This window comes from Nannocystis pusilla (assembly GCF_026626665.1).
GTDB lineage: Bacteria > Myxococcota_A > Polyangia > Nannocystales > Nannocystaceae > Nannocystis > Nannocystis pusilla.
The window spans coordinates 1,271,137-1,291,162 of record NZ_JAPNKE010000002.1 but is presented as its reverse complement, the minus strand read 5'-3'; the positions used below and the strand labels follow the sequence as shown (position 1 = coordinate 1,291,162).

Genomic DNA, 20,026 nt, shown 5'->3' with positions numbered 1-20,026 from the left:
CTTGTCTCGATCGAGGGTTTCTGCTCTCATCGAGCGATGCGTAGTTCGCCTCGTCTTCGCTGGAGATCCACCGCAGTTACCCTCGCCACCCTCGCGGCGATCCACGGATGCGGCGACGCCGGCGGCAGCACGACGAGCGACGGCAGCGCCACCCAGGGCACCAGCCCGACCGGTACCGCCGGGACGATGACCGGCACCGGCACCGGCACCGCGACCGAGACCTCGGGCGACGTACCCACCGGCACCGGCACGCAGGGCGAGACGCAGGGCACCACGACGACCGCGCCCACCACGACCACGCCCACCGGCACGACCACCGCGACCACCACCGAGGGCGTCACGCTCACCGATACCGACGGCACCGCCACCACCGCCACGACCACCACCACGGGCGGCATGAAGCTCGACATGGGCGGTCCGCCGGTCTGTCCGCCCGACGATCAGCCCGTCACCTTCGATTACATCTGGATCGCCAACACCACCCAGGGCACCGTCTCCAAAATCAACACGATGACGGGCGTCGAGGAGGGCCGCTATTACACCAACCCGGTGCCGGGCAGCGGCGAGCCGTCGCGCACCTCCGTCAACCAGTTCGGCGACGTCGCGGTCAGCAACCGCAACCCGGGCAGCGTCACCAAGGTCATGGCATTGCCGGAGAAGTGCGTCGACAAGAACGCCAACGGCGTGATCGACACCTCGACCGGCCCTGGCGACATTCGCCCGTGGGGTCAAGACGAATGCGTGCTGTGGCACACCACGCTGCCGCTGGCCGACGGTTATTACGGCGGCGCGCGCCCGACCGCGTGGGAGGGCGTGGCCCAGGACCCCGTCACCTGCGAGACCCCGGTCCCGCGGCTGTGGGTCGGCTACAAGGACGTGAACGGCGTCGCTCACTTCGCGCGCCTCGAGGGCGACACCGGCGCGATCCTCGACGACGTCCAGCGCCCCGGCTGGACCACCAACACGTTCGGCCCCTACGGCGGCGCCGTCAACTCCGCCGGCGACCTGTTCGTCATCGGCTACGACAACGAGGTCTCGATCCGCATCGACGCGACCACCCTCGAGATCGAGGAGCTCGGCCTCTCCCCCGGCCAGTACAAGTACGGCATGGGCGTCGACCAGAACGGCAACATGTGGGTCGGCAGCTTCTCGGGCACCGACCACATGTATTTCTACGATCCGGTCGCCAAGCAGTGGCAGGGCATGGGCAACGGCGGCAACAACGGCGGCGGCGCGCTCGGCATCGCCGTCGACGACGAGAATCGGGTGTGGGGCGCCGCCAACGGCCCGTGCCGCCTCATCGAGCTCGACGGCGACACCAAGACCTGGACCAACCAGAACATCACATTGCCCGACTGCGGCTCGCCGTGGGGCGTCAGCATCGACAACGAGGGCTACGTATGGGTCGTCGACAAGGCCAACAAGGCCTACAAGGTCGACCCCGACACCTACGAGATCAAGCTCGTCGTCACCGGCCTCGTCAATCCGTACACCTACTCGGACATGACGGGCCAGGGCCTCAAGCTCGTCCTCCCGCAGTGACGCGGGCGCCCGCTCGCGGACGCTTCGACGCATCGGCCGGGGCGCGTGGGCGTCAGCACGTACAAGCCGGCGGCCCGCAGAACCGGCCCACGAGCTGCAGCAGGTCGTCGATGTCGATCGGCTTGCTCAGCCCTTCCAGGCCCATCTCGACCGCCTTCTCGGCCACGCGGTGATCGCCCGAGACCACCACCACCGGGACCCCGGCGATCGCCGGGTCCTCGCGTTGCCGGGCGCGGAACTCCTGCCCGTTCATCACCGGCATCATCAGGTCGAGCAAGACCAGACACGGACGAACCCCGCTGCGCAGCGTCTTCAGGGCCTCCTCGCCGTTGCCCGCCGCGGCGACGCGATAGCCCGACACCTCGAGGACCGTCTGCAGCGTCTCGCAGACGTCCGGGTCGTCGTCGACCACGAGCACCAGCCCGCCCGCCTCCTTCTTCTCGACCGTCATGACCGTGGACCTCCGCCCGTCGCCGTCGGCGGCGTGCTCGCGCAGCACGGCAGTTCGACGATGAACGTCGTCCCCTCGCCCGGCGTGCTCGTGGCGCGGATCGTACCACAGTGGCCCTCGACGATCTTGCGGGCGATGTAGAGGCCCAGCCCCAGCCCGCCGTAGTTCTGCGCCGACACGCCGCGCTCGAAGCGGTCGAAGATCTTCGGCAAACGGTCCGGGTCGATGCCGAGCCCGTGGTCGCGGATCGTCAACCGCGCCACGTCGCCCAGGCGCCTCACCGTGATCTCGATCGGCGCCCCGGCCCCGAACTTGGCCGCGTTCGAGAGGATGTTGGAGACGACCTGCTCGAGGCGCGAACGGTCCCAGCGTCCGACCACCGGCGCCGGGGCCTCGATCGTCGCCGAGCTGCCGGCCCGGGCCAGATCGGGCTGGAACCGGGCCAGGACCTCGCGCACGAGGCCGCTCAGCTCGACCTCGCCGAGCGACAGCGCGAGCTGCCAGGTCTCGATGCGCGACACGTCGAGGAGGTCGCCGATCAGGCGGTTCATCCGCCCAGACTGACGGATCGCCAGGTCGAGCAGCTTGCTCGTGATCTGCGGATCGAGCGGCTTGCCGGTCGGGGTCGGCTTGACGATCGTCTGCAGCGCGAGGGTCAGCGACGTCATCGGCGTGCGCAGCTCGTGCGACGCGACCGACAGGAACTCGTCGCGCAGCCGCAGCGCGGCCTGGGCCTGGCGGTAGAGCCGGGCGTTGTCGATCGCCATGGCCGCGCGGCGGGCGAGCTCCACCAAGAGATCGAGGTCGGCGGCCGCGTAGTGAAAGTCCGGCCGCCCCGAGCCGAGAGTGATGGCGCCGAGGATCCGCGACCCGGTCGGCAGCGGCGCCACGATCGCCGTCCTGACCCCGAGCTCGCGCAGCAGCCGGGCGTGCCCCTCGTCGACGCAGTAGCGCGCGAGGTTCTCCTCGGTCATCTCGACGAGGAGCGGCGCGCCGGCGCGGATCGCCGTCGACGACGGGTGCGGTGAGTCCAGGCGCGGCGGATAGCGAGCCCGGATCTCCTCGAGCACCGCCGCCTGCGCCGGGCTGCTCGGCGCCGACGTGCGGCGGCGGATCTCCTGGCCCTCGACGACATCGATCGCGCACCAGTCGGCGAACGAGCCCACGCACAGGTCGGCCAGACGGTGCAGCACCTCCTCGTAGTCGAGCGACTCGCCGAGCAGCTTGCTCGCGTCGCCGAGGAACGCCGCGCGCCGGTGGTCCGCCTCGGCCGCCTGCCGCGCCGCCTGCTCCTGCGTCAGCAGCGTCGCGTTCTCGAGCGAGATGGCCGCCTGCGCGGCCAGCAGCTCGAGCACCGTCAAGTGCTCGCTGCGGAACGCGCTCGGGACCAGGCTGTTCTCGAGGTAGAGGACGTCCTGCACCGTGCCGCGGCGGCGGATCGGGAAGCACAGGAGCGAGCGCGGCTGGACCTGCGCGACGTACTCGTCGAGGCCGAACCGACCCGGGTCGGCGCGCGCGTCGTCGAGGAGCACGCGCTCGCCGGTGCGCTGCACGTATTGCACGATCGACGCCGGCACCAGCCTCGCTAGCTCCTCGGGGCCGCGTCGGCGCAGGTCGGCGTGCATCCCCGACTCGTCGAGCGTGGCGCTGGCCTCGAGCGTCAGCTCGCCGGTCCGGACCCCGATGAGGTGCGCGGTGCGGGCCCCGCTCTGCTCGAGCACCACGCTGAGCAAGCGTCGCAGCAGCTTCTCCTGCACGATCTCGCTCGAGATCGACTGCGACGCCTTGGTCACCGCCAGCAGATCGACGTGCTCCGCGGTGAACGTGTCGCTGGCCTCGCAGCCGTCCGGCCGCCCGTCGGACAGGCCCTCCTCCTGCTCGTCGAGCTGGCGGACCTTGGCGTGCGCCTCCCACTTCACGTAGCAGGCGCGGGCCGCGTGCAGGTGCGTCTCGGCCAGCATCTCGAGCCCGCGGTCGCGGTAGAAGCGGGCCAGCAGCTCGTCGGCGATCGCCTGGTTTTGCACGAAGCCGTGCTCGCGCGCCCCCCTGATCGCGCGGTCGTAGCATTGCAGCGCGTCGCGCTCGCGGCCCTCCAGGCGGGCGATCTCGGCCGAGACCAGCGCGTGCTTGTGGCCGAAGTTCTGCGGGCACGAGGCCGCCCACTCCGCCAGCTTCGCCTCGTGGCGCGCCAGCACCACGAGCGCCTCGCGCTGCCGCACCGGCGCGGCGGACGACACGTGGGCCGCCAGCGCCAGCGCGTAATAATACCAGTACTCGGGCTCCTGGATATGCGCCAGCGAGCACCAGAGCAGCGGCGCCGCCGCGTCGCCGGCCGCCAGCGCCGCTGCGTAATCGCCGCTGATGAACAGGCCCTGCAGCTTCATGATGAAGTACCAGCACTTCACCACCGTCCACGGCGACGCATTCACCTCCGCCTCGTACGCCGCGTCGTCGCGGAAGCTCGCGCGGCTGCGCGTCCGCCCGAGGAGGTGGCGGACCAGCCGCTGGATCCCGATCAGCACCTGCGACGAGCCGGCGAAGTCGGCGTTGCGCGTGAATTCCAGCCGGCGCTCCGTCTCGCGCTCGACCTGCTCGAGCGGCTCGCCGAGGACCAGCAGGTCGACCACGTAATGATTGCAGCAGTAGCAGGCGAACGTGAGGTCGCCGGACTGGAGCGCCGCCTGGAACGCGCTCTCGAGGTAGCGCAGCGCGCCCTGCAGGTGCTGCGTCCACGAGCAGACGCAGTCGCCGAAGATGAAATGCAGCTTGGCGCGATAGGCCACCAGCCCGAGCCGCTCCGCCAGGTCGTACCCGAGCTTGCCGAATTGGTAGCCCTCGCGATAGCGGCCGAACGACGGGCCGAGCACCATCCCGAAGTACGCGTAGCCCAGCGCCGAGGCCTCGCCGTTGCCGTGGCGCAGGCTGATCTCGACCATGCGGCAATAGCAGAGGGACGGCAGCTCGGGGTCGGTGTTGAGCGCCGGCGCGAACAGCACCGCGAGGATCCCCAGCGCCGCGCGCATGTCGGGGTCGACGAGCGGCGGCAGGTCGACGAGGTCTTCGATCTGCCGCTCGCCGAGCGCGTCCTGGATCGTCTGCAGCTCGCGGTGCACCTGCGCGCGCGTCGGGTGGGCCGACACCTCCACGCCGAGCCAGCGCAGGCCCTCGATCCCGCGCTCGACCGCCGTGTGCAGCTCCTGTCGGCTGGTGAACAGATCGACCTCGACCCGCCGGATCTCCGCCCGCTCGCGGCGGGTCCGCGCGCGCTCGAACAGCGCCGCGAACTGCGACACCGACGCGTCGAATCGGCACCGCAAATATTCACACTCGGCCTGCGCGAAGCCCAGCGAGAAGGCCAGCGAGTGCTGCTCGTCCCACGCCTCGGGGCCGAGCAGCGCGCTCCCGGCCGCGTGGTAGCGCACGGCCGCGTCGTAGGCCGTCGACGCCTGGGCCTTACGCCCGGCCGCCAGGTGGAGCGCGGCGACGCGGACCTTCTCGTCTGTCCTTTCGAGCAGGTGCGCGGCCTCTTCGAAATGACCGGCGACCTCGAACAGCTGCGCCTCGAGCTCCTCGCGCCCCAGACGAGCCAGCAGCGCCCGCCCGATCCGCAGGTGGACGGCGGCTCGCTCCGCCGCAGGGATCAGGCTGAACGCCGCCTCCTGCACGCGGTCGTGGGCGAACTTGTAGGCGTCGCCGTCGCGCAGCACCAGCCCTGCCTGGACCGCCGCCGCCAGGTCGCGCCGCACCTCCTCTTCCGGCCGGTCGGCGAGCGCCGCGAGCAGGCCGAGCTCGGAGGTCCCGCCGAGGCACGCGGCCAGCTCGAGGGCCTCGCGCGCCCCCGGCGACAGGCGCTGCAGCGTCTGCACCATCAGCTCGGCCACGTTGATCGTCGTCGTCTTGGCCTGGATCCGCGGGATGTCCCCCGCCCACGTCCCGGTCGACAGGTCGAGCGCGATGAGCCCCTCCTGATGCAGCATGTTCAAGAACTGCAGCGCGAAGAACGGGTTGCCGTCGGTCTTGCCGTGGATCAGGCGAGCGAGCGCCGCCGCGTCGCGGACACGCCCGCCGAACGTGGCCGTGACGAGCGACGCGAGGTGCTCCTCGGACAGCGGCGTGAGGAAGATGTCGCACATCGCGACGTTCGCCGCGCGCACCCGGGCGAGCGCCGTCATCAACGGATGCGCCGCGCTCACCTCGTTGTCCCGGTACGCGCAGATCCACAGGAAATAGTGGATGTCGGGGTGCGTGATCAGGTGGGAGAGCAGCGCCAGACTGGCCGGATCGACCCATTGCAGGTCGTCGAGGAACAGCGCCACCGGGTGCTCACGCGCCGCGAACACCCCGAGGAATTGGCGAAAGACCAGGTGGAACCGGCTCTGCGCGTCCGACCCCGACAGCTCGGGCACCGGCGGCTGCTCGCCGATCACGAGCGCCAGCTCGGGGATGATGTCGACGATGAGCCGCGCGTTCAGGCCGAGCGCCGCCGTCAAGCGCCCGCGCCACTCGGTGACCCGCTCCTCCGGCTCGGCGAGGATGTCGCGGACGAGCGCGCGGAAGGCCTGCGAGATCGTCGCGTAGGGGATCCCGCGCTGGTATTGATCGAACTTGCCCGAGAGGAAGAACCCGTGGGCCTGGACGATCGGTCGCTGCAGCTTGTGGACCAGGGACGACTTGCCCACCCCGGAATAGCCGGACACGCGCACGACCCCCGGCGCCCCGGTCTCGACCATCGCCTCGAACGCGCCGCGCAGCGCCGCCAGCTCGCGCTCGCGCCCGTACAGCTGCAGCGGCACGCGGGGCCGCTCCGCCAGGTCCTCCTCGCCGAGCGGGAACGGCTCGATCTGCCCGCGCGCGCGCCATGCCGCCAGGCACCGCTCGAGATCGCGGCGGAGCCCCCGCGCGCTCTGGTAGCGGTCCTCCGCGACCTTGGCCAGCAGCTTCACCACGATCGCCGACACCACCTCCGGCACCGACGGGCGCAGCGCCGACGGCGGCGTGACGCGGCGCGCCACGTGGCAGTGGATCCATTCCAGCGGGTCGCTGGCGCGGAACGGGAGGCGTCCGGTCAGCATGCGGTAGAACGTCACGCCCAGCGAGTAGAGGTCGCTGCGAAAGTCGAGCGGGCGGTTCATCCGCCCGGTCTGCTCCGGCGACATGTACGGCAGCGATCCGGTCAGGATCCCCGCGGTGGGCGCGAGCCCGGACTCGCGCTGCTGCGGCGACGCCACGCCGAGGTTGGCCAGCTTGACCTCGCCGCGGACCGGGTCGACCACGATGTTGTCGGGCTTGAGGTCCTTGTGGACCACGTCGCTTCGGTGGAGCTCCTCGACCGCCCCGGCGATGCCGATCGCCAGCGTCAGGAAGCGCTCGAGCGGCAGCGGCGTCCCCGTGAGCAGCTGCTCGAGGAACGTCCCCTCGAAGTGCTCGAGCACCAGCGCCGGCATGCCGCGGTACGTGTCCAGCGCGATCGGCTTGACCGTCCCCGGGAGGTCGAGCGACCGCCCCAGCTCGTACTCCGCCCGCAACCGCTCGAGCTCCCGCGCCGGGCGCAGCCGTGGGTCGAGCGTCTTGATGACGACCGCGCAGTTGTCCTCCAGCCGGACCGCGCGATAGATGCCCGCGCCCGCGCTCTGACTGAGCAGTCCGGTGGTGCGGTACTTCGCCGGGTCCGCTGTCCCTGCGTCGCCCATGCAAATACCGTGGCGTAGCCCGCCGGGGAAAACCACCGGGCCCGCCGGCGCCCCTCGGCCCGGCTCGGCGACGCGCGCGTCGAAGCGCCCTCTCGCCCGTCCGCGTGCTGCGCCGAACCTCCCCCGCCCTCGCTTGCGGGCGGCCCGCCCGCGGCCTCCTGCGCGCGGATGCTCGCCTCACCCGATCGCCCCGCGCAGCCGCAGCCGCAGCCGCACGAACCACGCGAACAGCTTGAACGCGAGCGATTCCGGCCGCGGCAGCGGCCGCACGCGCGTGTTGTGAAACGCGGTGATCGTCCAGCCCTCGCCGGCGCGGACCAGCACGTAGGTCTGCCGGGACAGCCGGTCGGCCGGGATCCCGCGCTGCCACGGCCACACCGCCCCGCCGATCGCGTGGGCCACCGCCGCGTCCTCGCCGATCGTGCGCACGTCGGTGACCTCCCCGCGCAGGCTCGTCCCGCGCAGCACCGTCGCGAACAGCGCCGCGTGGGCCCGCTCGACCTCCGCCCGCCCGCGCGCCAGCCCGCCGTCGAACGTCACGTAATCGACCTCCGGCGCGAACAGGGCCGCGAAGGCCCGCGCGTCGCCGCGGCTCCACACCTCGAAGGTCGCCAGCACATGCCCACGGATCTCCGCCTCCTCGGTTTGCATGCGATCGGAGTAGCCCTGGCCGGCGATGACGACCAGTGATACTTCCTCATCTCATCCATCACCAGCGGTGATACTCGTGGACCTCGCGGCGATCGACCTCAACCTGTTCCTCGTCCTCGACGCGGTGCTCACCGAGGGCAGCGCGACCGCGGCGGCGCGACGTCTGCACGTCACCCAGTCGGCGGTCTCGAACGCCCTCGCGCGGCTGCGCGAGGTCGTCGGCGACCCACTCGTGGTCCGCCGCGGCCGCGGCCTGGCGCCGACCCCGGTGGCGCTCCAGCTGCAGCCGCGGATCGCCGCCGGCCTGCACGAGCTGCGGGCTGCCCTCGCCGCCGGCCGCGAGTTCGACCCTGCCACCACCACCCGCCGCTTCTCCATCGCCCTCACCGACAACCAGGAGGTCTCCGACCTGCCGCGGATCGTCGCCCGCTTCGAGCGCCAGCTCCCGCGCGCCTCCTTGCAGGTCATCACCGTCGAGCGGCTGCTCGCCAGCGACGGCCTCGCCGCCGGCCTCGTCGACCTCGCCCTCGCCCCCGCCGCCGTCACTGCGCCCGGCCTGCGCCAGACCCCGCTCTACAGCGAACAGGGCGTCCTCGTCGTCCGCCGCGACAACCGCAAGGTCGGCCGCCGCCTCGACCGCGCCGGCTTCGAGGCCACCCCCTACGTCGGCGTGCAGATCCTCGGCGAGGGCGGCCACGGCCACCGCGTCGCCCGCGACAACCTCGCCCGCGCCGGCCTGCGCCGCCGCGTCGTCCTCACCGTCCCGCACTTCATGGCCGCCGCCGTCGCCGTCTCGCGCACCGACTGGATGACCGGCCTCCCGCGCCGCTTCGCCGCCGAGGTCAGCCGTCGCCTACCCCTGCGCACCGTCGCCGCCCCGCTCGAGATCGTCGACTTCCCGCTCGCCCTGCACTGGCACGCGCGCACCGACGCCGACCCCGGCGCGCAGTTCTTCCGCGCCCTCGTCGTCGCCGCCCTGCGGCCCCCGCCGCCTCGCGCGCGCCTGATACGGCATGTCCCAAGGGACATGTCTTCCGGGTCGCGCCCGAGAGGGGTCATGAGGATTTGCCGATCTTTGCCTTCGTCGCCGTGCGCGTGAATCGGCCGGATGCAGCGCTCCGCGGCCGTCGCGCCCGAATCTCCGCCTGCGGAGCGGCCCGGCGGCGGTGCAGCTCGCTATGGCAGCCATACATGCGGCCTATGAGACTCGGTGTGGCGCCGCGGCTATAACCGACCGGCGCCAGGTAGGGCGATGACACGGGCAAGACGCCTCCAATGGGTGCGCGCCGATCGCGGTCGCGCACGGGCTCTTTTTCACCCTCAGCCTTGCACCGGACAATCGTATGCATTTTCGTACACCATCTCTCATTGCCTTTTCTTTGTTCGCGGCCGCCTGTCAGGAGGGCACCGCCGTTTGTGAGGAGGGGAGCGTCGAACGCGACGGACAGTGCATCCCCGCCGCGGTTCAGGTGCGATTGACGCACCTCGACGTCCGCTATGACCTCTCGCAGCCGGTCTATGTCAACAATCGGGTCCCCATCACCTTCGGCATCACCGCAGACGCCGCCGACCCGGCGAACCCCGTCACCCGCAACGTCGCCGTCACCTTCTCCTTCGTCGAGGCCGAGCCGAGCGACCCGGAGAAACCGCTCGCGTGCAGCTCGAGCGCGATCGACGTCGAGGTGACCGGCGACGGGAAGGAGCAGATCGTCGAGGGCTTCATCTGGCCGACCTCGCTGTGCGCCGCGCTCGCGGCGAAGGGCGCCCCGGTGAACCTCCAGGTCGACTTCAACGGCGGTGAGGAGCTCGCGAGCGAGCTCGAGTCGGACATCGACGCCCCGAGCGTCGTGCTGACCGAGGCGCACCGCGGCGACGAGCTCAACCAGCGCTGCCGCGCCTCGCTGGACGGCGCCGACCCGAAGCTCGGCTGCGTCCACGCCATCGACCTGCAACCGACTCCCAGCGAGGGTGGCGGGACACTGATCGACGTCCGCTACGCGCTCAGCGCGACCTCGTCGGTGGCCGTCGTGCCGTACCGGCCGACCGAGAACATCGGCGTCGACGGGCCCGCCGACCTCGAGCCCAGCCTCGTGGTCCAGTCGCGCTTCGTCGTCAACGGACGCGACCCCTACACCTCCGCCGTCGATCCGGCGCTGATCCCTCCGTCGCTCGTCGAGGCTGTCCCCTCGATCGTCGAGGACCTGCAATTCGGCCTCGACCCCGCCGGGCTGGCCGCTCTCTCCGCGCTGCCCGGCAAGGCGGTCGTGTCCTACACGATCGAGTCGGCGGCCGACAGCACCACGCGGCTGTCCCTCACCATCCGCGACCCTGCCGACCCGGCCAACACGATCGCCGAGGCCCTCATCGACCGGGTCGTGCCGGGCACCGCCAACGACGTCGTGCACGAGCTGTTCCTCGCGGACGAGGCGCTCGCGGCCGTGTCGGCGGGCGGCATCTGGGAGGACCAGAGCGACTTCGTCGTCCGCGGCTGCTTCAACGCCGAGTTCCCCCAGGACGGCAACCGCGGCGAGGGTTCGGTCGACGACTGCCGCGAGCTGGAGGTGGTGCTGGTCCACGAGACCGCGCCGGCCTCGGGCGCCTCGTCGCTGAGCTTCGACAAGGAGTTCGAGCGCACGCTCGGCAACGACCGGATCGGCATCGACAGCACGATGTCGACGCAGAACCGCCTCGACCTGAGCGGCGCGTCGAGCCGGATCGAGGGTGAGGTCGCGCTCCATGGAAATCTCGGGGCCAAGTTCGACCTGACGCTGGCGCGCGCCTTCGGCACCGCCACCCTCGCCGTCGACCCGACCAAGAACGCCTACGAGATCGGCGTCGACGCCTTCGGCCAGCGCCTCTACGGCCTCGAGCGGCAGGAGACGACGATCGTCAACAGCGAGGACTTCAGCGCCGCCAAGTCCTTCACGATCGGCAACCTCGGCTTCGGCTTCGGTCCGGTGCGCGTCGGCTTCAAGATCGGCGTCGGCGGCACCATCGGCATCGAGGTCGAGGACACCCTCGAGGCGCTGACCGACGACGCCACCTGCCAGGAGCTGTTGAACTCGGCCGAGAGCTTCGCCGCCTGCGGCCGGCTGACCCGCGTGACCACCCCGAACTTCGGCCTGACCGGCGAGATCGAGGGCGGCATCGACCTGAAGCTGGTGAAGGCGGGCGTGGCGGCCGACCTCCGCTTCGCCACCACCCGGTTCCCGCTCGACACGACGCTCGGCTTCGGGCTCACCGACGAAGAGCGGCTGCTGGTCCGCGGCAGCGCGACCTGGGACATGTCGTTCCGGCCGCTGTCCGGCGACGTCTCGATCGTCGGCAAGGTCGGCTTCCGTCGCTTCGCCAAGTCGCTGAAGGTCCACCTCTTCAGCTTCTCCTCGCCGGAGATCACGACGCGGCTCCTGAGCCTGGCGATGGACGCCTCCGAGGAGCTGCAGTGAGCGCCATGGCGACGGCCGGCCGCTCCCTCAAGCTGTCGCTCGCAGCGGGCTCGATCGTGGTGATCGCGCTCGGCCTGCTGCGGGCGACCGAGCCCCGCACACCGACCCGAGAGACCGCGGCTTCGGCCGCGGCCTCGGCCGCCCCGCGCTGCCGCTTCAGCCCCGGCGAGACGGCCGCGTTCACGCTCGAGTCCACGGTCCGAGACGTCCGCGACGAGGAGGAGGACCACCTTCGGGCCACGCTGAGCTGGCAGGTCGACGCGCAGCTCGCGGCCGATCGCTGGCGGCTCCGCGCCGCGCTCACCGACGTGTCGCAGAGCCAGGAGCTGACCCTGCCGGAGGAGCGCGTCGAGGGGCGGCTCACCGACCCCTTCTTCGTCGACGTCGACGCGTCGTGCCGCTTCGTCGGCTTCGGCTTCGCGCGCGACTGGGACCCGCGCCGGCGTCAACTCGTCCAGTCGACGCTGCTGACCCACGAGTTCGTGCTGCCGGCGAAGCAGGGCGCGAAGCGCTGGAGCGCGGCGCAGTCGGACGGCATCGGCGCGTTCGAGGCGAGCTATGCGATGGCATCCGCCGCGCGCGGCCCGGCGGTCCGCGTCAAGCGGCGCAAGGCCGCGTACGAGGGGCAGACGGGCGCCGCGACGTTCGGCGTGTCGGTGGTGATGGTCGGCTCGGAGGCGACCGCGAGCTTCGACCGCGAGCGCCCGCACTGGCTGACGACGTCGTCCGGCCTCGAGCGGGTGCAGATCCTCGTGCAGGGCGAGGTCGAGGCCGACCTGCTGCAGCAGTTCCATCTGACTCGCGACGACGGGCGTTTCGTCGCCGTGCGCGCCCTGAACGCGGACGAGGTCGACTTCGGCGACGCCTTCGCGCTCGCGGCCGAACGCGACGTCCGCGTCGACGAGCGTGTCGCGCGGCTCTCCTACGAGGAGGCGCTGCAGGCCTTCCTTTCTCGCCTCGGCGGGGCCGAGGAGGCGAGCTACGCCGCGGCGCGCTCGCTGGCGGCGTGGCTGAAGGCTCACCCCGAGGCAGCGAGCCCCCTGATCGCCGCGCTGCGAGCCGGCGACCTCGACGAGGCGGTCCACCCGGCGCTGTTCCTCGCGCTCGAGCTGTCGGGCACCGAGGCCGCCCGCGACGCGCTGACGGACGCCCTCGTGGACCCGCGCCTCCGCGCCGTCGATCGCGCCCGGGCCGCTTCGGCGCTGGCGGACATCGGCGAGCCCACGCGGAGCACGGCCGAGCTGCTCCTCGCGCAGGCGAGGAGCGAGGCCGACCCGATGGTCGCCAACGTCAGCTTGCTCGGCCTCGGCAGCATGGCCCGGCGCAGCGGCGACGACGAGCTCCGCACCTACGTCCAAGACTCGCTCACGGGCGAGCTGGCGAGCGCCGCGGGCACGGAGCAGACCCACCTCGTCCTCGACGCGATGGGCAACAGCGGCGACGCTGCGTTCGTCGACGTGCTCGCTACGCACGCCGACGCCGACAGCGCGACGACGCGGCAGCACGCGGTCGAGGCGCTCGGTCGCCTCGATCCGGCCGAGTCCGGCCCGCGTCTCCTGGACCGCCTCCGCGAGGAGACCGACCCGGCCGTCGGCGCCGCGATCGTGAAGGCCCTGCGCGGGCCTCCCACGGGCGACGCGGTCGCGCTGATGTCGGACAAGCTCGCGGCCAGCACGTCGATCACGGAGCGGTCGGCGATCATCGCCTGGCTCGGGTCCGCCTCGCGCACCCGACCCGAGGCGCGCAGCCTGCTCGCGGCCCACGTGCGCGAGGAGACCCATGCGCGGCTGGTGCAGCAGATCGGCGCCTTCGTGCCCGCCTCGGAGCTGCGATGAGCCGGCCCGTCGAACTAGCGAAGGTCACGCTGGCGGCGCTGCTCGCCGGGTGCGCCGAGGCGGACCTCGCCGTCGACGAGGACGGCGCGCTCGCGTCGGCCTGGCTCGAGGTCGGCGCCACGCAGTTCGAGGGCGACGGCGAGAGCGGTCGCGTGACGATCGCCGCGCAGGCGCCCCTCGCCGCCCTCGCGCTGCGCATCACGACCGCGCCCGGCGTGTGCTTCCAGCTCAGCGGGGCGGTCGACGGCGCGGGGCGGACGGTGATCGACGGCCGCAGCGCGGGGTCGTTCTGCCGCGACTGCGAGCTGCGCACCTCGGTCGCCGTCGAGGCCGGCGTGTTCGTCCTCCCCGTCGAGTCCGGCCGCTTCGCGCCGGACACCGGCGCCTCGCTCCGCTTCGCCCGCGTCGACTGTCAGACCCTCACGCCGCTCTCCACGCCGGACGATCGCCCGCCGCTGCGGATCGACGCGCAGCCGGTCGAGGTGGTGCCGGAGCGGGCGACGATCGATCTGCGCTTCCACGTCGCGGACAGCTCGATCCTGTTCGGCGACGACGACCGCCAACGGGAGTTGATCGCGTTGCTCGAGCAGGAGCTCGCCGCGAGCGGCGTCGCCCCGCGGCTCGTCGAGTCACGCGAACTCGAAGAAATCCCCGCGACGCTCCGCTTCCACGCCGGCGACGTCTCCGAGCTGGCGGCGGCGTTCGCGGGTGCTCCGCCCAAGGACGAGACGACCGTCGATGTCGTCTTCGGCGGGTGCCTGCTCTACGACGACCCGGTCTTCGGACCGCCCCGCGCGGTCAACGGATTCACGCCGAGGATCCCCGGCGGCGCCGGCCCTGCCGACGGCGTGTTCATGCCGGGCCTCGACTGTTTCGCGGAAGGCGCCGGCCCAGTCGACATACCCCTGGGCGCCCAGGCTCGCGTGCTCGCGCACGAGCTCGGGCACTACCTCGGGCTCTACCACGCGGTCGAGGCGGACGGCCTCGCCGATCCGCTCGATGACACCGACGCAGACAACATCATGAATCCCCGCACCGAGCTGGCCGGTTCGCTCGGGTTCAGCCCGTCGCAGGGCCGCGTGATGCGTACGCACCCTGCGGTCCGCGCGGCGGAGGGCCCGCGCTGAGCTTCAGAGACTTTCACCATGAACGTAGGAACATGTCCGAAGAGACACAGGATCGTTCGTCACGGCACGCCGACGTCCGGCATCTGCTGCCCGCAGCGGACCAGCGCGTCCTTGATGAACATCGCGGCGCGGGTCTTCGGCATGTCGGCGCGGTAGATCAGCGAGATGTCGTCGGGGAAGATCGGCAGCTCCGCGTGCAGCCGGCGCAGCCGACCCTCGTGGTGGTAGGCGGCGATCCGGCGCGGCAAGATCGCCGGGCCGACGCCCGCGAGCGCCAGCGACTTGACGAGCTCGAAGTCGCCGCAGGACAACAGTCGCCGCGGCACCATGTCGTGCTCGGCGAGCTGGTCTATCAGCCAGGTGCACTGATGGACCCGCCCCGCGACGATCAGCGGGCGGTCGCGCAGCAGCGCCGCGGCGACAGCGAGGTCGGCGGTGAAGCAGCCGGCAGGCCCGTACAGCGCCGCCCCCGCGGGGACGGGCGCGTCGGGGGGCGCGGCGACGAAGAGATCGACGGCGTCGCGGCATAGCCGCAGGATCACCAGGTCCGGGTGCGACGTCGGGTTGACGACCAGCCCGAAGGGGATCTCGCGCTCGACGACGGCGCGCAGGACGTCGTCGCTGTTCGCGTTGTGCAGCGTCAGAGCGATCTGCGGGGCCTCGCGCAGGAAGCCCGGCAAGAACCGCGGCAGAAAGTAGGCTCCGAGCGACTCGTTACAACCAAGCACGTAGCTGCCGACGAGGTCGCGTTCGAGCCCGGCGACCGCCGCCGTCGCCCGTTCGAGCGCGGCGAACACCTCTTCCGCGTGCCGCAGCAGTTCGGCGCCCCCAGCAGTCAAGCTGACCCCGCCGCGGTGGCGCAGCAACAGCGTCGCTCCCAGCGACTCCTCGAGCTGGCGCACCGCGACGCTCAGCGTGGGCTGGCTGACCTTGAGCGCCCGCGCCGCGGCGCTCATGCTGCCGAGCCGGGCGACCTCGCGAAGTAGCGCAGCTGGGTGATGTCCATCGCTCGAGTGACGATACGCGCGGCGCCGCGTCCCCACAACACAGTGCGTCTCAGGCGCCCGAGGTCGTAGGTCCTGCGTCTACCCTTCCGAATGCCGACTCTGCTGCGTCGATTTCCTACAGGAGATTCACCCGATCAGCGCGTAACTCGCTCGCTCTCACCGCGTCGAAATTAACCATGGTCACCTGAGCGATGCATGCTCCTCGTCGACGACCGGTCACCACTGTGACGATCGGCGCCGCGGTCGGTTCGAACTCGCCCACCGTGCCGCTGGCCCCTCGCTCGCGCACCCACCAACGAAGCGAGCCGCGCCGAAAGCCCGCGAGAAGCGTCGATGCGACGGCCAGCCCTGGCCGTCGCATCGACGCCGACGAGCGCCTCTCGGCCCCGCTCCCGAATGGAGCCGGGTTCGGCGCGGCGGCTCCTCACGGCTGCAGCCGTGCCAGGGGTCCGGGGAAGGGCCGGCCGCGAATTAGAGACAGGATGGGCGCGAGGAACGAGCGTCCATCCTGTCGGTTAACTCGCGGACGGACCTTCCCCGGACCCCCCGCGAGGCGCAGTCGGCAATTAGCGAAGCCTCTGCGCCTCTGTCTCGAAAGACAGCTCAGGTCAACGAGGCCCGAGCGAAGTTCGTCAGCGAAGCGAACGTCTCGAAGCGCTTCTGGATCGTCGCCGCATCGAGCCCCTTCAGCCGGTCGTACGAGAACCCCTCGACGCAGAACGAAGCCATCACCGACCCGTAGATCATGGCCGTGCGCAGCGAGGCCCCGCTGGTCTCCACGCCTGGGCGGGCCAGGTAGCCCATGAAGCCGCCCGCGAAGCTGTCGCCGGCGCCCGTCGGGTCGACCACCTCTTCGAGCGGCAGCGCCGGCGCCGAGAACACCTCGCCGTCCGCGTCGAACAGCAGCGCCCCGTACTCGCCGCGCTTGATCACCACGTTGCGGGGTCCGAGGGCCCGGACCGCGCGGGCCGCCTTCACGATGTTGTGCTCGCCGCTGAGCTGGCGGGCCTCCTCGTCGTTGAGGGTCAGCACGTCCACGTTCTTCAGCACCGCCTTGAGGTCGTCGTTGGCGATCGAGATCCACAGGTTCATCGTGTCGAGGCCGACCAGGCGGGGCCGCTGCATCTGCGCGAACACGTCGCTCTGCAGGCGCGGCTGGATGTTGGCCAGGAACAGGAACTCGCTGCCGCGGAACTCGTCCGGCAGGCGCGGCTGGAACTTCTCGAACACGTTGAGGTGCGTCTCGAGCGTCGTCCGGTCGTTCATGTTCTCGTGGTACTGGCCCTTCCAGCGGAAGGTCAGCCCGTCCTGCACGATCTCGAGGCCGGACGTGTCGACGCCCGCCGCCTTGAGGTCGGCCACCGCGTAGTCGGGGAAGTCGCGCCCGACCACGCCGACCAGCCGCACCTGGGACAGGTACGACGCCGCCATCGCGAAGAAGGTCGCCGATCCGCCGACGCTCTCGGGCCGCTCGGCGCGGGGCGTGATGATCCAGTCGATGGCGACGCTGCCGACGACGACGAGGTGGGGCTTACTGACGGTCATGGCTCTCTCTTCGTTGCTGTTCGTTCAAACATGCCTGAAAGGACAGGCATCGACGGACATGCGCACTGGCACATGTCCTCTGGGACATCTCACTCCGGCGCCTGCAGCAGGTGCCCCGCGATCAGCTCGAGGCGCTTGCGCGTCTCCGCCGGGATGCGCGTGGGATCGGTGATGAGCGCGTGCTGCAGCGCGCGCGGGTACGGCAGCTCCGCGGTCGACACCGGCAGGCCGGCGGCCACGCGGGCGATGAGGCGGCGCGACAGCGCCACGTTGGCCCCTAGCACCGCGATCACGGCCTCGACGCTGACCTCGCCCTCGCTCTGGTGCCAGCAGTCGTAGTCGGTGGCCAGCGCCACCAGGGCGTAGGCGATCTCGGCCTCGCGGGCGAGCTTGGCCTCGGGCAGCGCGGTCATGCCGATCACGTGCGCGCCCCACGAGCGGTACAGGTTGGACTCGGCGCGGGTCGAGAACGCCGGGCCTTCCATCACCACGCACGTGCCGCCGACGTGGACGCGGGCGCCCTCGGCCTCGGCCGCGCCGGCGACGCGGCGCGACAGCCCGGCGTCGACCGGGTCGCCCATCTGCACGTGCGCCACCAGCCCGCCGCCGAAGAAGGTCTGGGCGCGGCCCGCGGTGCGGTCGATGAATTGATCGGGCATGACGACGTCGCCGGGCGCGATGTCCTCGCGCAGCGAGCCGACCGCCGACACGCTGAGCAGGTGGGTCACGCCGAGCTGCTTGAAGCCGTGCACGTTGGCGCGGAAGTTGATCTCCGACGGCAGCAGCACGTGTCCGCGTCCGTGCCGCGGCAGGAACACCGCGCGCACCGGCGGCAGCCCGTCCGCGCGCGGCAGGAGCCCCACCGTGTAGGCGTCGGACGGTCGTCCGAAGGGCGTCTCGAGCGCGACCTGCTCGACCTCTTCGAGCCCCTCGATCTCGTACAGCCCCGAGCCGCCGACGACTCCCAGCACCAGACGATCACTGGGCCTCGGGCGAAGCAGGATGCGGGGTCGACATCGGCGGCGAGGATACCGGCGGCCCCCCGACGCGCCAAGCGCCGTTGCGCGCGACCCCTCACGCACGATACACAGCGGTCACGCCACCCGAGTTCCATCACGACCGCCGCGGCTGCGTCGCCGCCGGTCACCCCGTCACCGCAGCGGCCGCCATGCACGCGCTCGCGGCCGGGGGCAACGCGTTCGACGCCGTGCTCGCCGCGCTGATGGCCGCGTGTGTCGCCGAGCCGGTGCTCGCCTCGCCCGGCGGCGGCGGCTTCATCCTCGCGCTCCCAGCCGGCGGCGAGCCGCGGCTCTACGACGCCTTCGTACACACGCCGCGGGTGCGCCGGCCGCAGGCCGAGGCCAACGCGCGCGAGGTGATCACCGACTGGGGCACCGCGCAGCAGGCGTTCCACATCGGGGTCGGCTGCGCCGCCACGCCGGGCCTCGTCGCCGGCATGTTCGCCGTCCACCGCGAGCTCGCGCGCCTGCCGATGCCCGTCATCGCCGCCCCCGCGGTGCAGGCCGCCCGCGACGGCATCGCCGTGTCGCCGTTCATGGCCTACCTCATGACGCTGGTGGCGCCGATCTACCTCGAGCTGCCGGCCGCCCGCGCGATCTTCGGCGACCCCGCGGCCGTCGAGGGCGGCGCGCCGACGCCGGTCAAGGCCGGCGGGCGCCTCGTCAATCCTGTCCTCGGGGACATGCTCGAGCAGCTCGCGCGCGAGGGCGAGGACCTGTTCTACCGCGGCGACGTCGCCGCCGCGATCGTCCGCCAGAGCCGCGAGGCCGGCGGCCACATCACCGCCGACGACCTCGCCGCCTACCGCGTGAACGCCCGCGCCCCGCTGCGCCTGCGCTACCGCGACGCCACCCTGCTCACCAACCCGCCGCCGGCCGCCGGCGGGCTGATGATCGCCTTCGCCCTCGCCTTGCTCTCCGGACATGCCCTGAAAGACATGGGCTTTCAGACAGCCGAGCACGCGGCCCTGCTGGCCCGCGTCCAGGCCGAGACGGTGCGCGCGCGCGACCGCCGGCCCGCCGCGCGAGGGCGTCGAGGCGACCTGGCTCGGCGGCGACCTGCTGGCCGCCCACGCCGCGGCGCTGGCCGGCCCGCTGCGCAGCCGCGGCACCACCCACGTCAGCGTCATCGACGCCGCCGGCAACGCCGCCTCGGCCACCGTCAGCAACGGCGAGGGCTGCGGCGAGATCGTCCCCGGCACCGGCATGATGCTCAACAACATGCTCGGCGAGGACGACGTGAACCCGCCGGGCCCGCACGCCTGGCCGCTCGATCAGCGCCTGGCGTCGATGATGTCGCCGACGGCGATCGTCGGCGACGACGGCAGCCTGCTCGTGTGCGGCAGCGGCGGCTCGAAGCGGATCCGCACCGCCGTCCTCCAGGTCGTCTCCAACGTCCTCGACTTCGGCCTGCCCCTGCCCGCGGCGATCGCGGCCCCGCGGATCCACGTCGAGGACGACCACGTCAGCTTCGAGGCCGGCCTCTCCCCGGCCGCCGCCGAGCTCCTCGCCGGCCTGTTCGACCGCACCACCGCCTGGCCCGGCCTCAACATGTTCTTCGGCGGCGTCCACACCGTCCAGCGCGCCAAGGACGGCCGCCTGTCGGGCTTCGGCGACCCCCGCCGCGACGGCGTCTGCCTCGGCGGCGAGTGAGCGGCGCGGCCGCTGCCGCATGTCGCCCGGGACATGCCCGTAAGCGCATGTCTCCCTGGA

12 protein-coding genes and 1 pseudogene are annotated in these 20,026 nt (G+C 71.8%); 7 read left to right on the top strand and 6 right to left on the bottom strand.

Going from position 1 to position 20,026, the window contains the following annotated elements:
* Positions 1 to 36: 36 nt before the first annotated feature.
* On the top strand, positions 37 to 1,542 hold the full coding sequence (locus tag OV079_RS05715; protein ID WP_267766698.1) for an NHL repeat-containing protein: 1,506 nt from the start codon (positions 37 to 39) through the stop codon (positions 1,540 to 1,542).
* Positions 1,543 to 1,594: 52 nt separating this feature from the next.
* Here the strand turns inward: OV079_RS05715 and OV079_RS05710 are convergent, their stop codons facing one another.
* The 3 genes from OV079_RS05710 to OV079_RS05700 form a co-directional block, all read right to left on the bottom strand.
* Positions 1,595 to 2,041, bottom strand: coding sequence for a response regulator (locus OV079_RS05710; protein WP_267766696.1), 447 nt, complete (start codon positions 2,039 to 2,041; stop codon positions 1,595 to 1,597).
* Positions 1,990 to 7,683 (bottom strand): ATP-binding sensor histidine kinase, encoded by a 5,694-nt coding sequence (locus tag OV079_RS05705; protein ID WP_267766695.1) that lies wholly within the window; start codon positions 7,681 to 7,683, stop codon positions 1,990 to 1,992. Before OV079_RS05705 ends, OV079_RS05710 begins: the two co-directional genes overlap by 52 nt.
* Positions 7,684 to 7,860: 177 nt before the next feature.
* Positions 7,861 to 8,334: an SgcJ/EcaC family oxidoreductase gene (locus OV079_RS05700; protein ID WP_267766694.1), complete on the bottom strand. Its 474-nt coding sequence runs from the start codon at positions 8,332 to 8,334 to the stop codon at positions 7,861 to 7,863.
* Positions 8,335 to 8,401: 67 nt separating this feature from the next.
* Between OV079_RS05700 and OV079_RS05695 the strand changes: the two genes are divergently transcribed.
* The 4 genes from OV079_RS05695 to OV079_RS05680 all read left to right on the top strand — a co-directional run bounded on the left by OV079_RS05695 (position 8,402) and on the right by OV079_RS05680 (position 14,742).
* The gene (locus tag OV079_RS05695) at positions 8,402 to 9,433 is read left to right on the top strand and encodes a LysR family transcriptional regulator (RefSeq protein ID WP_267766693.1); all 1,032 of its coding nucleotides are present in this window, start codon (positions 8,402 to 8,404) and stop codon (positions 9,431 to 9,433) included.
* A gap of 370 nt (positions 9,434 to 9,803) precedes the next feature.
* On the top strand, positions 9,804 to 11,780 hold the full coding sequence (locus tag OV079_RS05690) for a hypothetical protein (protein ID WP_267766692.1): 1,977 nt from the start codon (positions 9,804 to 9,806) through the stop codon (positions 11,778 to 11,780).
* Between the two features lie 5 nt (positions 11,781 to 11,785).
* The gene (locus OV079_RS05685; RefSeq protein ID WP_267766691.1) at positions 11,786 to 13,615 is read left to right on the top strand and encodes a HEAT repeat domain-containing protein; all 1,830 of its coding nucleotides are present in this window, start codon (positions 11,786 to 11,788) and stop codon (positions 13,613 to 13,615) included.
* A complete protein-coding gene (locus tag OV079_RS05680) occupies positions 13,612 to 14,742 on the top strand; it encodes a zinc metalloprotease (protein ID WP_267766690.1) in 1,131 nt (376 codons plus the stop codon). Before OV079_RS05685 ends, OV079_RS05680 begins: the two co-directional genes overlap by 4 nt.
* Positions 14,743 to 14,801: 59 nt before the next feature.
* On the opposite strand, the gene OV079_RS05675 is transcribed toward OV079_RS05680, so the two are convergent.
* The 3 genes from OV079_RS05675 to mtnP form a co-directional block, all read right to left on the bottom strand.
* Complete coding sequence (locus tag OV079_RS05675) at positions 14,802 to 15,785, bottom strand: LysR family transcriptional regulator (protein WP_267766689.1); 984 nt, start codon at positions 15,783 to 15,785, stop codon at positions 14,802 to 14,804.
* A 567-nt stretch (positions 15,786 to 16,352) separates the two neighbouring features.
* Positions 16,353 to 17,294, bottom strand: a complete 942-nt coding sequence (locus OV079_RS05670) for a PfkB family carbohydrate kinase (RefSeq protein ID WP_267766688.1) — start codon at positions 17,292 to 17,294, stop codon at positions 16,353 to 16,355.
* Positions 17,295 to 17,383: 89 nt separating this feature from the next.
* Entirely contained in the window at positions 17,384 to 18,268 is an 885-nt protein-coding gene (gene mtnP / locus OV079_RS05665; protein WP_420829504.1) for an S-methyl-5'-thioadenosine phosphorylase, read from the bottom strand.
* A 194-nt stretch (positions 18,269 to 18,462) separates the two neighbouring features.
* Between mtnP and OV079_RS57325 the strand changes: the two are divergent.
* Together OV079_RS57325 and OV079_RS05655 are read left to right on the top strand one after the other, a co-directional pair.
* Positions 18,463 to 19,260 (top strand): annotated as a pseudogene (locus tag OV079_RS57325) (gamma-glutamyltransferase); the annotation flags it as partial.
* 112 nt (positions 19,261 to 19,372) lie between these two features.
* A complete protein-coding gene (locus OV079_RS05655) occupies positions 19,373 to 19,966 on the top strand; it encodes a gamma-glutamyltransferase (protein WP_338089054.1) in 594 nt (197 codons plus the stop codon).
* Positions 19,967 to 20,026 lie beyond the last annotated feature (60 nt).

Excerpts from the sequence above, each read along its gene's own strand:
- OV079_RS05700 (WP_267766694.1), bottom strand. The coding sequence starts at position 8,334 with ATGCAAACCGAGGAGGCGGAGATCCGTGGGCATGTGCTGGCGACCTTC.
- OV079_RS05680 (WP_267766690.1), top strand. The coding sequence starts at position 13,612 with ATGAGCCGGCCCGTCGAACTAGCGAAGGTCACGCTGGCGGCGCTGCTC.
- OV079_RS05670 (WP_267766688.1), bottom strand. The coding sequence starts at position 17,294 with ATGACCGTCAGTAAGCCCCACCTCGTCGTCGTCGGCAGCGTCGCCATC.
- OV079_RS05685 (WP_267766691.1), top strand. The coding sequence starts at position 11,786 with ATGGCGACGGCCGGCCGCTCCCTCAAGCTGTCGCTCGCAGCGGGCTCG.
- OV079_RS05705 (WP_267766695.1), bottom strand. The coding sequence starts at position 7,683 with ATGGGCGACGCAGGGACAGCGGACCCGGCGAAGTACCGCACCACCGGA.
- OV079_RS05715 (WP_267766698.1), top strand. The coding sequence starts at position 37 with ATGCGTAGTTCGCCTCGTCTTCGCTGGAGATCCACCGCAGTTACCCTC.